The organism is Periweissella cryptocerci (assembly GCF_004358325.1).
GTDB classification, from domain to species: Bacteria; Bacillota; Bacilli; order Lactobacillales; family Lactobacillaceae; genus Periweissella; species Periweissella cryptocerci.
Map to the genome: position 1 here is coordinate 326,887 of NZ_CP037940.1, position 14,459 is coordinate 341,345.

Sequence of the window (14,459 nt, forward strand, 5' to 3'; positions counted from 1 at the left end):
CAAACCCCTACGAAGGCACGATTTCTCCTTATCTGATATAAGGAAGTAATCGTGCCTTTTAATGTGGAACAAAAACCCGTTTTATTGCTGATAATCCTTCCCTTAATATTATATTTACAATATACAATAATGTTAATGTGATATTTATTTATTGACAACGCCAATATTTGCCATTATTCTATAAACACACATTTAAATAACGAACTAGTTTAGGAGCGTTCACGTGTTCTACTATTTTTTGTTAGCAAGAGGGAGATATGTATTATGGGAAAGAAAAAAGGCTACACAATTGGTGCCATTGCTATCATAGCGGTTGCGGGTGGAGCGTACGCAATCAGTCATCATACCAGTAACAACACACAAGTCGCAGATGCCCAGGTGGGCGATTTTAAATTAGCCTACACGAATCATGCCAAGCCCCTTAAAGATGGCACTTTGAACGTTGGTTTAACTCTCGATCAGCCCTTCACCGGTATGTTTGCACAAGAACTCGCAACTTCAACCACCGATACAATTCTCGCTGAACCATTGGGAAACGACATTTTCAAGTCCGATGATTCATTCAAAATTGTTGATGGTGGAGCCGCCAACTTCAAGCTTGATAAGGCAACAAAAACCGCCACGATTACCTTGCGTAAGGGCTTAACTTGGTCCGATGGTCATCCGGTTGTCGCTAAGGATCTTGAATTTCCTTACGAAATTGTTGGTAATCCAGCTTATGGTGGCACAACTTATGCGGATGCAACTGCCAATATCAAGGGAATGGATGCTTTTCATACTGGTAAAGCCAAAACTATTAGTGGCATTACCTACCCGGATGGTCAAAACGGGCAAGCTATTAAGATTCAATTCACTAAACTCACACCTAGTTTGACCCAAATTGGCTCAGGCAATTACATGCAAACAGTTGCCCCCTACCATTACTATAAGAACATTAAGCCGGCTGATTTTTCTGGATCTAAACAAGTTCGCCAAGCGCCACTTTCATGGGGACCTTTCAAAGTCACTAAAGTGGTTGCCGGTCAAGCAGTTGAATATGCCCGTAACCCTTACTACTATGGTGCCAAACCCAAGCTAGCTAAAATTAATCTGCAAGTTGTTTCAACAACTAGTATCGCAGCCGCACTAAAAGCCAAGAAGTTTGCTGTGGCCTATTTAGTACCAGGGAACGCATATCCTACAATAAAAAATTTGGCAGATTTTGTTCAAACTGGTCAATCCGCATTACAAATTAGTGCGACCTACTTCAACCTGGGACATTTTGATCAGCAAAAAGACCGTAACATCCAAGATCGTAAAACACCGCTGCAAAACAAAGCTTTACGCGCAGCCATGGGCTATGCCTTAAATACTGATCAAGTTAACAAGAAATTTAATCACGGTTTACAAACACGGGCCAATACAATGATTCCAACGGCCTTCGAAGGATATAATGACAAGGCTGTTAAAGGTTTCCCATTTGACGTTAAAAAGGCTGATAGTTTACTTGATGCGGCCGGCTTTAAATGGGATGCCAAACATGAATAGCGGTTGAATACGGATGGCAAGCCATTCCAGTTAACTTACTTAGTCGCTGACAAAAATGCTAATACAAAAGTAATAGCACAAAATAATATTCAGCAATGGAAAGCTATTGGAATCAATGTTGCGTTGTATAAAGATCGCCTAACTGACTTCAACACTTGGGCACAGATTGTTTTGGGGAATTCCGGCGATTGGGATATCACTGAAGGAGGTTGGTCATTGAACCAAGACCCTTCACCAAAATTATTTATTCCAACCACGCCATATAATCTCGGTCACTTCACCTCACCTGAATTAACAAAAATCATCGCCAATATTGATTCAGAGAAATCTTTTGATACGAACTACCGGAAAACACAATTTAATGCTTTCCAGGAATATATGCAACGCGAAGCTGCCGTAATTCCACTGAATTTCTCAATTGATTGGAAGCCGGTCAACAAACGCGTGATTGGTTGGAACAATGCGGCCAGTGCGTATAATAACTACGGTAATTTAGCCGTTTCAGCCACTTCACCTAAATAATCTTTGTTTTAGCAGTCATCCCATTAGCTAGCCACTTCAGTCAAATGGGTTGCAAATTTTAATGAGGTCACTGCGGTGGCCTTTGATTATGGGAAGAAATGAGTAGTTGTGCTTGCTTAGCTCTTCCCGCCGTAATAACCCCCATTATTCTTTCCTGGTGTAACTGAGAATTACACCCGCATCCCTACAAAAGGTCACCCTTACGTTAGTGTAAGCGTGACCTTTTGTCGTTACATCTTTATCGGCGGTAACTAAATTTTATGATTGCCCAGTATTTCGTATCAGCTACGATACATTTTGTGTTAGTTTGTTTGCCCTGTTTTGTCTAACTTACCGCACATACTAGACAAGCCGTCGAAATGTTTTCGCAACATTTTTGTCATAAATGCTTCATTTTTACTTTCATTTAACCTTGGCAAGTGTATAATAACACTATCATCTAAACTGATGGTTTGGGGAACTCGTAAGCACTGGCTTGCATAAAAAAATATAGGAGGGTTAATTATGTTTAATTTAATCAATATTCTGATCTTTGCGTTCATTTTAATTGCTGCTGGCCTTAAGTTAGCACGTAAAGCACTTGACCTGCTCACTGATCAAAATGCCCGTCCCGCCTTAGCCCCTATTGTGACTAAAGACGACGTGCAACAACACCGTAACCAAAACTAACTAGCCAATATTCCGTCTTTATGTAGATGGATACTTGGCCTACCAGCTATACAAAAAGTGCCCTTGCCAGTCATTTGATTGGTAAGGCACTTTTTGTATTGGTTGCAGAATTTTGTATTGGATCTTCTCAAAAAAGTAAATAATTAACTAACGCAGTGACAGTAAATCAGAAATATTTTTATATTATGCTTGACCATAAATGAATAATCATTTATTATTACCTCATGCGAACACGAGATGAAAATAAAATAAAAGCTATTTCGACGGCGGTTTTTGAAATCACTTTGCATGAAGGACTCGCCCACCTCTCCATTGGTAAGATTGCCAAAGCCGCTGGTGTTAGTCCTGCAACAGCCTACATCTACTATGCTGACAAAACTGACATGTTAAGTCAAATTTTCCTTGAAGTCAAAGTCTTGATGGATACCGGTTTGGCTGAAAGCCTCTTGTCACAACATGATTTACGTCAACAAGTAGCAGCAGCGTTACGGCACTTTGGCCACCGTTTCATTCAATACCCCTTGGAAGCTAACTTCATGCAAGCTGTTCAAGCTAATCCGGATGAAATCAATGCTAAAGCATATGAACAGTCATTTGCACTGGCCCAACCGCTAACTGATTTATTGACGAAGGCGCTAGCAACTGAAACCTTGCGAACCAACGATGTGGACAAGATTATTGCGTTGACGTTTGGCGCCATGACGACTTACTTGCAACAAAAATTTCAAAACAAACAACCCGTTAGTGATGCCGATCTTGATGATTTAATCAACCTCACATTGCATGCTGTTTTTGCCGATTAAGTTCGGCATTTATTTTCATCATTAAGTGAATGAGTATTCATTTAATTAACTACTACGCGTAACTCACACTAACTCTAACCACACAAAAGGAATAGGAATAATAACATGACCAAACAAGTTGTAATCATTACTGGAATTAGTTCAGGCATGGGCCGCGCTGCCGCCCTCTTATTCAATCAGCGCAATTGGATTGTCTATGGTGGGGCACGGCGAATTGATCAAATGGCCGATTTAGCCGCGGCGGGGATTCACGTTCAAGCACTTGATGTCACCGATGAAGCATCAACTCAAGCCATTGTTAATCGTGTTATTGCTGACCAAGGCCGGATTGATGTGCTTATTAACAATGCTGGTTACGGCGAATATGGTGCACTTGAAGAAGTTACAATGGCGAAAGCCAAAGCACAATTTGACGTGAATGTCTTCGGCCTCGCCAATATGACACAACTGGTTTTACCAACCATGCGTGCACAACATTCGGGCCGAATTATCAATAACTCTTCGATTGGTGGCCGTGTCTATATGCCAATTGGTGGCTGGTATCACGCCTCAAAGCATGCGTTAGAAGTTTATTCAGACGTTTTACGCATGGAAGTCCAAGAATTTGGGATTAATGTTTCGGTCATCGAACCTGGTGGAACTGCCACCGAATGGGCCGATGTCGCCATGAAAGCCGGAAAAGCTTCCACCGCTAACACCTCTCCTTATGCAAAATACATGACCGCCTTCGACCAAGTCACTACCGGTAACACATCAGTTCCATTAGCCACACCAGAAAAGATTGCTGAACTAATGTGGCAAGCTGCGACTGCCAAGAAACCCAAGCTACGCTACTTACCTGGGTTCTTTGAACGGGCGATGGTATTTGCCGCCCGTCACCTCCCAGTTCGCACGTACCAAGCTCTCACCATGAGTACGTTTAAACGCATGATGAAATAATCACGAAAAATCCTAGTCGCCAACTTTAAGGCGGCTAGGATTTTTGTCTATTTTAAAACAAAATTTCCAGTAAACCCGCGACTTTATTTAAGTCTGTGGCGTTTAACTGATTAATTTTTTGGTGAACTTGTTGGGCAATTTGATCTTTTGCTGACAAGTCTGGTACTGCTGCTTCAGTATCCAGCCACGACCGCGTAGCAACTTGCCGTAAGAAATGATTAATTAACTGCAACTCATTATCATCAAAGGATTGTAGATACATCGTCAAATTTTGTTCGATACGGCGATGCAATGCGGCATGTTGCGTGTCGATTGCGATTCCTTTCGCCGTTAACGCGAATAAAACTTCTTTCTTATTATTTGGCATTGATTCAGCTACGACCAGTCCAAGTGCAATTAAACTCTTAGTCGTCTTCGAAACCGTTCCCTTGGGAATGGCAGTTGTTTGCGCAATCAACGTCCCATTGGCTGGTTGTAACTGACCAATCGCCGCTAACACGTGTAATTTCAAAGTGCTTAACTGTTCAAACACATCACCCAACGTCGCGTCGTGTATCTGTGCTTGTAACCATTTTTGTTCATCATCTTGCTCTGCTTGTAGCCGTTTTTCCAATGCATAGAAATTTTCAAGTACATCGGTAATAACTAATTCGTTTTGCATAATAGTTACCTTTCTTTTTTGTTTTTCAAGAAACATTAATTTTAATTTTGTTTTCTCGAGAAATAATATTTGACTTTATTGTTACATTGTACTATATTATTCCACAGCAACCAAATAGTTGCAAATGAAACAATATTAAAATTGGAGATAATTATTAACATGAAAACTTTACTTTACGTCGATGCTCACCCACTTACCGCTGCTGAATCAAAAACTTTACAAGTTGCTGATGCCTTTGTCGCGGCTTGGCAAACGGCTAACCCTACTGGTCACATTGAAACTTTAAAATTATCAGAAGCTAACATTCCAACTTTAGATAAGGATGTTTTTGGTACGTGGTTGAAGCAAAAGAAGATTGGTTTAGGCGCACCGCTTGCAATGTCAGCGGATGAAAACGCCTTATTGAGCCAATTCAACACGTTGATTGACCAATTTGTTAACGCTGATGTTGTCGTCTTCGCTAACCCAATGTGGAACCACTTCTTGCCCGCTATTTTGAAGCAATATTTGGATGATGTCCTACAAGCTGGTGTCGCCTTCAAATACACTGCACATGGTCCAGTCGGGTTACTTAGTGATAAGCAAATCATCCACATTCAATCAGCTGGCGGTGTTTACGATCACACTTCAATGCGCGCAGACTTTGGTGATGCTTACTTGCAAGCAATGGTCGAATTTATCGGTTTGAGTATTGATGATGAATACCACACTATTTTTATCGAAGGAGCAGACTCTAATCCAGCGCAACGTGATGCCATCATCACAGCTGCCAAAACGGAAGCTCAAAATTTGGCGGTAACTTTATAAGCTAGCGGGCATTAAGAAAATAAAAGGACGAATCGATAATCCGATTCGTCCTTTTTTTCTCTATTTTTATTCTAGTGTAGAATTCTCATTTCTGTACTTTTGTCCAAGGTATATTCATTTACCATGGAATATACTTTGGACACTAGTCTGAGAATTATTACTAACTAGCGGAGCGCCGGTAAATTGCTTGGCGGGCGCAGCCTTTACACCACGACTGGGGTGATATGTGTGCAACACATATCGCCGCTGAGGATGAGATGAGGAGTCTTAGGAATTTATTCCTTAGAGTCCCAGCTTATCCGAACCTCCCAAGACCGCACTTTGGCTTGGGAGGTTGCTTCCAGCGTGGTGCGCCAAGCAATTTACTGGCGCGTAGTGGTCAAGTCTATTCAATCCCACGCCAGGCGGAATAAAGCCTATTTTCACATTTCCTACCTGATTACGATCCAGCAAAAATACTATTATATGCTTGCGGGGTAATATCGTTTGAGTAGAAACCACGTACTCCATTGCTATGCAAAGCTTTTAACTGATTAATGTCATCAATGGTATGCGTATAAACTACCACGTTATTTTTCACTAATGAGTATAAATACTTATCAAGACGCGCCTTGGGTACGGTGACTGTGTTGATTTCGGGGTGTGCTTTTACAAAATCAACCACTTGCCATTCCAAATCTTTTGAACGATATAACGTGTAAATGACTGACGGAAACTTGTGGACACTCGTCATCACAGGATACATCTGTTCATTGTAAATTTGGGGAATCACGCGATCGAGCACATCGGGACTATATTGCTTAGCGGCATCAACCATATCACGGAATTGCTCTTTGATTTGAGCATTCGTATATTCAAATGATTTACTATCCGTGATGATATACAAGTCTTTGTTCATTTCCATTAACTTAAATACATCATCAAGTAACATCGGTTGATAGTGGATTCCGTCCTGAGGATTACGAACGCCATCTTTCATCCATTCGGCTGCCGTGGGAGCTTTGGCATACCCTGCATCTTGCCAGTCGTGCACCAACGCTAATTTACCATCACTCGTTAAACACATGTCGAGTTCAATTGTCCGATAACCTAAGTTATAGCTTTGGACCATTGCATCATAGGAATTCGTATAACTCAATGTCTTCCCATCCTTACGCAATGCACCACCCGCGTGTGCAATCACTGACTGTGAACGCCATGACGTCGTTGTATGACTAATATCAGCGACGGTTGGTTGCCCATAATTGGCGGTAATCACCTTGTTGATGATTGGTGCAAGCGCGTCGGTTTGCATGTAGTATGCACCGTTTTCTTGCTTGATTTTATCCTTAATTTCGTAGTTAAATGGTCCCTTATGTGCTTGGCCGGTTGCTTGATCAAACACAATATCTTCGTTGACACCATGTTCACTCTTCAAGTACTTTAACTGTTTTGGGTTTTCAGTTGTTCCCACTTGATACCCGGCTAATTTCATAACCGTATCTAAATTTACAAAGCCGGTATTAGCCAAAACTTTAGCCGCTTGGAATTGCTTAGCCTTCAATGCCCGCTTGGCCTCTTGTTGGCGAGCAGCGGTGGCATTCGCGCGATAGTCGATTGTGCCTAAGACAACTAGCGCAATTACTAACAAAATTCCCGCTATCCGAAAACTCCAGTTCATTCTTTTACGCTGCAATACTTTCCGTTTTGCTTCTAATTCTTGATGGTTCATTTCCCGATTCAAATGTGCCTACCTCCTCGTATTCCATCAATGATGATATCCACACCCTCATAATTTCCCTAATACTAAATATTTTACAATAATTTTTCGTTCTTTGTGTTTCAGTTTAGCACAATCTTCATTACGAAATGTGGTCAGATGCTTGCCGGTTTTAATGAGAGCGCTTCATGTTTCCTGGTATGCCAAATACACAATTGACTTACCACAATAATCTCCATTTTTATGCCGATTTCTTCACATTAAAAAGTTATGCTAGATACATATTACTTTAGGTATTCCAAGTAATTATCATGTAATAAAATTTGGAAGGAGGATTAGTCTCATGGCAGACATTAATATTACTGTGAACAGCGGAACTGGTGGCGAAATGAAACACGGTCGCAATTCATTTTTCGATGGTGGCGTTGTTTCGCTCATTGGCTGGTACATTCTCGGCTTTTTTGTGACTGCATTGACCTTGGGAATTTGTTATCCGTGGTCAATCACAATGGTCTATGGCTGGAAAATAAATCATACCGTTATTGATGGCCATCGCATGCACTTTAGCGGCTCTGCGGTTGGTTTATTCGGTAATTGGATTAAATGGTTATTACTCAGTATCATCACTATTGGCATTTACCTTTTCTGGGTCCAAATTAAACTGGAAGACTGGAAAGCTAAGAACACCACTTTCAGCAATTAACCTTCTTATGTCTCCCTAAAAATGACGACTCACTAATTTTCTAGTGAGCCGTCATTTTTAGCATATTTATTTGCCACTTAATGAAATTGATCCACGTTGGTGTTGTGTTAAATTATTAACTAAATCACTGACAAAGTGGCCGACCGTTTTACGGCTGATGGCCCCATCTGGTAATTCAGTCCCAAATTGCGCAATGATGACCGCTTGGACTTGATCATCATTGGTTAACCAATTCGGGCGAATAATCGTATAATCCAAGTCACTCGCCATAATTAATTTAACCGCAGCTGCTTGATCACCCATGTAAGATGTTGGATCATCGGTAGTGCCTAACATCTTCGCTGCGTTAGCTTGGTGGCTGACAGGTAGTTCATCATGAACCCCCGCTGTCGCTGTCCAAATCAACCGGGTCACACCAGTTGCGTGCATTGCATCCATAACAGCTTGCGCAAAAACAGGCATGTTTGTTGGTCCAAGGTTGGCATACACTACATCAACTCCCGTCATGGCCTCCTTAAGTGCAACTACATCGGCTGCATCCCCTTGAATTACGTTCAAAGATTGGCGCAATTTGCTTGGCGTCCGCACAAACTGAATTACGTCCGTGCCATTCGCATGCATGAACTTCACTGCGTGTTGTGCAATTGTCCCTGTCGCACCCAATACTAGTACTTTTGTCATATTATGATTTCCTCGTTTCATTCTGAAGTTTCAATGATAGCACTTTGCTTACTAATAGTGAATACATAAAATGGCCGCTACTGGAGACTAGTTCCCAAAAATGAAATTATGGGTGTTGTGAAAGTTTGGCCGTGGAATCAACATGCCACTAATATTAAGTACTCCATTACGAAAAAGCACCGATCCTATGACAGAATCGGTGCTTTTTTGGCTTAAGATACAATGTACCCCAGCATTAATAAACTATTTAATTAATCGTGCAATATTTTCAGCTGTCCGTTCGAGGTTGGCTTCACCAGTTGTCATGGCTTTTTTCAAGTCCATTGCACTAGGCACAATCCCAAAGATTGCATCAATGCCAAGATCGTACAACACGTCAATACCTTCACCAACATAACCGGCTAAACCAATGACTTTGGCGTTTGCACTGGCCTGTTTAATCGCCTTGGCTGAACCAATTGGCGTTTTACCGTATTGCGTTTGGAAATCAATTCCACCTTCACCAACGAAAGCATAATCGGCGTCCTTAGCTTTAGCAACTAAACCTGTCGCTTCGACAACGATTTGAATCCCAGGTTCGAGGTTGGCATTTGTAAATGCTAACAAACCAGCACCCAAGCCGCCGGCAGCACCGGCACCAGGATAATCAGCCAAGTCCTTGCCGAGTTGTTCCTTGATAACTTGCGCATAGTGCGTCAAGTTGGCGTCCAACGTTGCTACCATTGCTGGGGTTGCACCCTTTTGGGGACCAAAGACGTATGATGCACCCTTTTCACCAACCAAGGGATTCGTCACATCAGAGGCAATCCGAATGTTCACGTTCGCAAGACGCGCATCAACCGCACTCATATCAATGGTAACTAAGCGATTAAGATCACCACCACCACGTTTAATTGGTTCACCTGCGGCATCGAGGAATTTAACCCCCAATGCTTCAGCCATCCCTTGACCACCATCGTTAGTCGCTGAGCCACCAATACCAATAATGATTTCTTGCATGCCATCATCAAGAGCTGCCTTAATCAATTGACCAGTCCCGTAAGTCGTTGCAATTAATGGGTTAGCCGTGTTTTCGTCAATGAATTGGATTCCTGAGGCTGCTGCCATTTCGATAGCGGCTGTCGTGCCATTTCCTAAAATACCGTATTCGGCACTCACCATTTCACCGAGTGGATTCATCACAGTAGCAGTTTTCAAAACCCCATCAGTGGAATCAACCAATGATTGAACCGTTCCTTCACCACCATCAGCCATGGGAACAAGTTCGTATTCGGCGTTAGGGAAAACTTTGAGCAAACCACGTTTAATGGCATTAGCTGCTTCCTTAGCCGTCATGCTTTGTTTAAAGGAATCCGGCGCAATTACAAATTTCATCGTTTTTCACCTCATATTTGATAAAGTAATTTCCTACTTCATTAAGTAACCGTACATAATCGTACCGACAATTGTCATCGTTAACCCAACAATTGCTTCATATGGAATAACGCGTAAACGTTGTTTGATATCCATGTGCATCGCGTTACCAGTAACGTGGAAATAGTTCCCATGTGGTAATTCATCAATCACAGTGGCACCAGTGTGCATCATTACGGCAGCACCAACTGGTGAAACCCCAAATGACAAGATAGTTTTACCAAATGAACCAGTTCCCAAGATAACCCCAGTTGAAGTTGAGGCAGTTGCTGCAGCCATCAAAATACCAGCAATTGGTGCTAATAAGGTACCAGAAATACCTGCTTCATTGATTAATTTAACAATTTCAACTGACAAGTTTGATGATGAAATCAAGCCACCAATGGCTCCGGCACCAATCAAAATTAAGACCACATCAGTCATGCGCATCAAACCGGCACGCGTGTAGTCCATAATGTGTTTACCTTGCTTCATTGCCAAGATACCGACAATCCCTGCAAATGGCAAAATATACATCGCGTCAACTTGGAAAGCTTCTAACGCATGCACGTGGAGGATTTCACCAATCGGATTAATCAATAATAAGACAATTGCCACTACGGGAGCGACAAATGATGCACCAACACTTGGGTGATTTTGATTTTCTTCTTCTTTTTCAACAATATCACGATCAGTTGGCATTTCCCCTTTGTTCCGGAGAAGTGACGCAACCAAGACAGCCATTGCCAAACCAAACAAGGCAGGAACAAAGTCGGCAATCATCAATGCGCTTGTTTCAATGTGGAAACCACTTGCTGCAGCAATCGTGTTGGGATTAGGTGAAATAATATTCCCTGCTTTACCACCACCAGACAAGGCTACCAGTAAGGCAAGCTTCGAAATATTCAGCTTTTTCCCAACTGCCATCGCAATTGGTGCAACAATAATGATTGAAACCGTGATGAACACACCAACGGAGGTAATCAACATTGTCGCCAGTGCTAAGGCAAAGATTGCCATGTTATCGCCGAGTTTATTAACAATTGTCCGCGCAATCACATCAGCGGCACCACTTTCCATCATTGCACCAGCCAAAACACCGGCAGCAATCACACGAACTACTGTCCCCATGACACTTTGTGAACCAGTGATAACAATTTGTGTGGTCTGAACTAAATTAGCCCCACCAACAAGCGAACCAATCACGGCTCCTAACAACAATGCATAGACGGGATTGAGACGTCGTAAAATAAGAATAATTGCTAAAGCCAAGCCGACTAAAGCGCCAATCCAGCTAACTGAGACACCAGGCATCTTTGAATTCCTCCAATAAAATATATAATAGTAATGATAAGTTAAGTAAAACGTTTAACTTAACGACTTTTCCAATTATACTCTGTGGATTCAAAATTGCACGTATTTTGTTGTTATATTTTTCACATGTGTGCCAATTTTCCACAATTATGTGTCTAAGCAGCTCCCATATTCGTTCAATATCCTCAATTGAACATACTAAAAAAGGCCCGACAAAATGTCCAGCCCATGACCTGTTAATTAAAATGCAAATATAGCGCAAACAAGATTACGATAATCACTAGAAAGCCCGCCGAAACCCAAATAATTTTTGGGTTATGGTGATCTTTACCAAAAAACAATAGCAAAAAACCAACAATTAGTAAAATAGTTAAAAATATTAGCATGTTTTTCATCCCCCTCCGTTAACTCTAACACACTAACTACTTAGAATACTATTAGTCAGCTATTCGTGTAACGTTTTGGCCGCCGCCAATACTTGGGGCAATGAAAAATGACTAAAATTTTTCTAGCGCGGAATTTAGATATGTGTCTCAGATTGATTCCCACTACGAGGCTGGAACCAGTCTGGACACCGTGATGGAAGACAAGCATTTGAAGCCACAGTGCGGTCTTCAAATATTTGCGAAGCTTGGTTCGCTAACGCGCTAACCATCTTCACAAATCCATAACCAGTAACGAAACCCGTTACTGATTATGCCATCACGGTGCGAGCTAAAGTCCAGCCCGCAAAATAAGCCGAATTTCTCCTTATCTTAGTAAGGTAGAAATTCGGCTTATTAACGAATAAAAGGCTGCAATCGTTGATATAACTCACTTAATTCATCACCACGCTCGCTTTGCTCGCTATCGCTGACGAATTAAGTTTCATTATATCAAGGTTGCAGATCGCCTTTTGTCCCACTTCCCTTGCCATAATTACTTATTAAAATTCTTAATCTCTATTGTATCAATAGTTGCGACCTTGGTGTCATCGAGGACATCGGCCTTGAAACTCACTTCATCACCAGCTTGTAAGAACAACGCATCTGGGGCGTTGGCAGTATTCACGTTGAACACGGTTGGACGACCAGCCAATACGAAACTGACAATTGTTTGTTTTGTATCACTAACAGTTGCCGTCCGATAAACCTTACCCGTAATGTCTTTCATTTGCGTTGGGTCAGTTGAGTGGTTATTGCTACCCTTAGTTGCCAACTCATTGCGATAGCCATCGAGTGCTTCTTGGGCCGAGTCACCATCAATTACAATATCATTATCAATCGCATTAATGTAAACGTACTTTTTGAAAATTCCCTTTGAATCAAGTAATGAGATAATCCACGTTGGCACGCCATCGATGTTATACAAGATTGGCATCTTCGCTTCCCATTTCTTTTCCGGATAAATTTTATCAGCAATCGAAATTGCCCCATCGGAATCCATAATCCCAGAATTGGCATCACGGTAATATGTTAATTTACCTGTCCGAGCGTTGATTAAGCTGTACCCTAGTGCTGAATCTTGTTCCGAATTACCACTTGTGAAATCGGTGAAGTACATCAATTGGCCCTTCGTATCTAATAATGGGGTCAATTTACCACCTTCATAGATACCATTGTCAGTTGGAATTTTCACGCCACGTTTGGCACCAAATGATGTTTGGTTCCACCAACCTTTACCATAACGACCGAAATATTCATTCATATCATTCGCGGCAGCACTAGTGATTGGCGCATCAACAAACTTCGGTGCTTTATTTGCATCATACAATTTCACTTGGCCAGTGGTAGCATTTAAAATAGCGGTCTTAAATTCATTAAAATGCATCCGACCTGAAACACCATATTCTTTGTAAAGTGTTTGCACGTAGTATGGGGTTCCCTGATCATCGAGTTCTAAATTCAACGCACCCGTGCTTGCATATGTTGGGAATGCTGCATAAATTCGCCGGGCAGCATCATAATTTAAATATGCTGAAGGTGAATATTTCAACGGCTTTTGAATAAATTCCGGTTGTGCGTCGACATCAGTCGCACTAATAATGAAGTATCCTGGGACATCACGATTCTTCAACCAGCGCCAGAACCCGTTAAATTCAACGGTTGCGACATACACGTATTTGCCTTGATACACTTGTGCGGTAATTCCACCCAGTGAGTACATGTTCGAGTTAGGGATTACACTGAATTTTTGTTGCATTTTACGTTTTGCAGTATCTGGTGCAATCGCAATTGGCATGTCCCGCGCCGACGTTAAGAGTTCTGATTTATTTTCAGTTTTGCTTGGTAGCGTGTCATAGACATTATTAATGCTCGTTACCCGTGTGACTGATTGTGTTGCCACTAAGACAATTCCCAAAAGCACGAACAAAACGGTGATTAAAATGTATTTTTTCGCAAAACCACTCGGCGTGTGCTTGCGATTTTTGTGATTACTATTGGCCCGATCCATGAGTGATTCAAGCATGCTAGCTAGTGAGTCACCCACTGACAAACTCATCAAGTTGATAACGCTTGCCATAAAGCCCAAGAACAAGTTCACCGCAAGCAACGTTGAGAGGTTTTTAGCGGGCAATGAAACATACAAGAACGCCATGATTACAACCAGCTCAATCACGGTTGAGCCGATAAACCACTTCCACTTACGACTATAGAATAACGCAATCAGGTTAGCTAGTAACAAGCCACCCCCAAAAACGACGGTAACATTAAGTAAATTTAAAAGCATTTATTATTCCTTTCGATTTGCATAATATATTCA

13 protein-coding genes are annotated in these 14,459 nt (G+C 41.7%); 7 read left to right on the forward strand and 6 right to left on the reverse strand.

What is annotated here, in order from left to right; all coding sequences use genetic code 11:
- Window positions 1–264: 264 nt before the first annotated feature.
- From EQG49_RS01415 to EQG49_RS01430, 5 genes are all read left to right on the forward strand, one after another.
- Window positions 265–1,527 carry an ABC transporter substrate-binding protein gene (locus EQG49_RS01415; RefSeq protein WP_133362288.1) on the forward strand — a complete coding sequence of 421 codons (1,263 nt, stop codon included), beginning with the start codon at window positions 265–267 and terminating at the stop codon, window positions 1,525–1,527.
- 3 nt (window positions 1,528–1,530) lie between these two features.
- The gene (locus EQG49_RS01420; protein ID WP_133362289.1) at window positions 1,531–2,049 is read left to right on the forward strand and encodes a periplasmic substrate-binding domain-containing protein; all 519 of its coding nucleotides are present in this window, start codon (window positions 1,531–1,533) and stop codon (window positions 2,047–2,049) included.
- A 504-nt stretch (window positions 2,050–2,553) separates the two neighbouring features.
- The gene (locus EQG49_RS13580) at window positions 2,554–2,718 is read left to right on the forward strand and encodes a hypothetical protein (protein WP_165964714.1); all 165 of its coding nucleotides are present in this window, start codon (window positions 2,554–2,556) and stop codon (window positions 2,716–2,718) included.
- Between the two features lie 224 nt (window positions 2,719–2,942).
- Window positions 2,943–3,521: a TetR/AcrR family transcriptional regulator gene (locus tag EQG49_RS01425; RefSeq protein ID WP_133362290.1), complete on the forward strand. Its 579-nt coding sequence runs from the start codon at window positions 2,943–2,945 to the stop codon at window positions 3,519–3,521.
- 105 nt (window positions 3,522–3,626) lie between these two features.
- A complete protein-coding gene (locus EQG49_RS01430) occupies window positions 3,627–4,460 on the forward strand; it encodes an oxidoreductase (protein ID WP_133362291.1) in 834 nt (277 codons plus the stop codon).
- Window positions 4,461–4,512: 52 nt separating this feature from the next.
- On the opposite strand, the gene EQG49_RS01435 is transcribed toward EQG49_RS01430, so the two are convergent.
- Window positions 4,513–5,121 (reverse strand): MarR family winged helix-turn-helix transcriptional regulator, encoded by a 609-nt coding sequence (locus tag EQG49_RS01435; protein ID WP_165964715.1) that lies wholly within the window; start codon window positions 5,119–5,121, stop codon window positions 4,513–4,515.
- Window positions 5,122–5,280: 159 nt separating this feature from the next.
- Between EQG49_RS01435 and EQG49_RS01440 the strand changes: the two genes are divergently transcribed.
- Complete coding sequence (locus tag EQG49_RS01440; RefSeq protein ID WP_133362293.1) at window positions 5,281–5,928, forward strand: FMN-dependent NADH-azoreductase; 648 nt, start codon at window positions 5,281–5,283, stop codon at window positions 5,926–5,928.
- A 439-nt stretch (window positions 5,929–6,367) separates the two neighbouring features.
- On the opposite strand, the gene EQG49_RS01445 is transcribed toward EQG49_RS01440, so the two are convergent.
- Window positions 6,368–7,651, reverse strand: coding sequence for a glycerophosphodiester phosphodiesterase family protein (locus EQG49_RS01445; RefSeq protein WP_133362294.1), 1,284 nt, complete (start codon window positions 7,649–7,651; stop codon window positions 6,368–6,370).
- A gap of 319 nt (window positions 7,652–7,970) precedes the next feature.
- Here EQG49_RS01445 and EQG49_RS01450 point away from each other — a divergent pair, with 319 nt between their 5' ends.
- Window positions 7,971–8,330: a DUF898 family protein gene (locus tag EQG49_RS01450; RefSeq protein ID WP_133362295.1), complete on the forward strand. Its 360-nt coding sequence runs from the start codon at window positions 7,971–7,973 to the stop codon at window positions 8,328–8,330.
- Between the two features lie 66 nt (window positions 8,331–8,396).
- Here the strand turns inward: EQG49_RS01450 and EQG49_RS01455 are convergent, their stop codons facing one another.
- From EQG49_RS01455 to EQG49_RS01470, 4 genes are all read right to left on the reverse strand, one after another.
- On the reverse strand, window positions 8,397–9,011 hold the full coding sequence (locus EQG49_RS01455; protein ID WP_165964716.1) for an NAD(P)H-binding protein: 615 nt from the start codon (window positions 9,009–9,011) through the stop codon (window positions 8,397–8,399).
- A gap of 243 nt (window positions 9,012–9,254) precedes the next feature.
- Window positions 9,255–10,385, reverse strand: coding sequence for a glycerate kinase family protein (locus EQG49_RS01460; RefSeq protein ID WP_133362297.1), 1,131 nt, complete (start codon window positions 10,383–10,385; stop codon window positions 9,255–9,257).
- 33 nt (window positions 10,386–10,418) lie between these two features.
- Window positions 10,419–11,717, reverse strand: a complete 1,299-nt coding sequence (locus EQG49_RS01465; protein ID WP_133362298.1) for a GntP family permease — start codon at window positions 11,715–11,717, stop codon at window positions 10,419–10,421.
- Between the two features lie 918 nt (window positions 11,718–12,635).
- Window positions 12,636–14,426: a DNA-binding protein gene (locus tag EQG49_RS01470; protein WP_133362299.1), complete on the reverse strand. Its 1,791-nt coding sequence runs from the start codon at window positions 14,424–14,426 to the stop codon at window positions 12,636–12,638.
- Window positions 14,427–14,459: the final 33 nt, after the last annotated feature.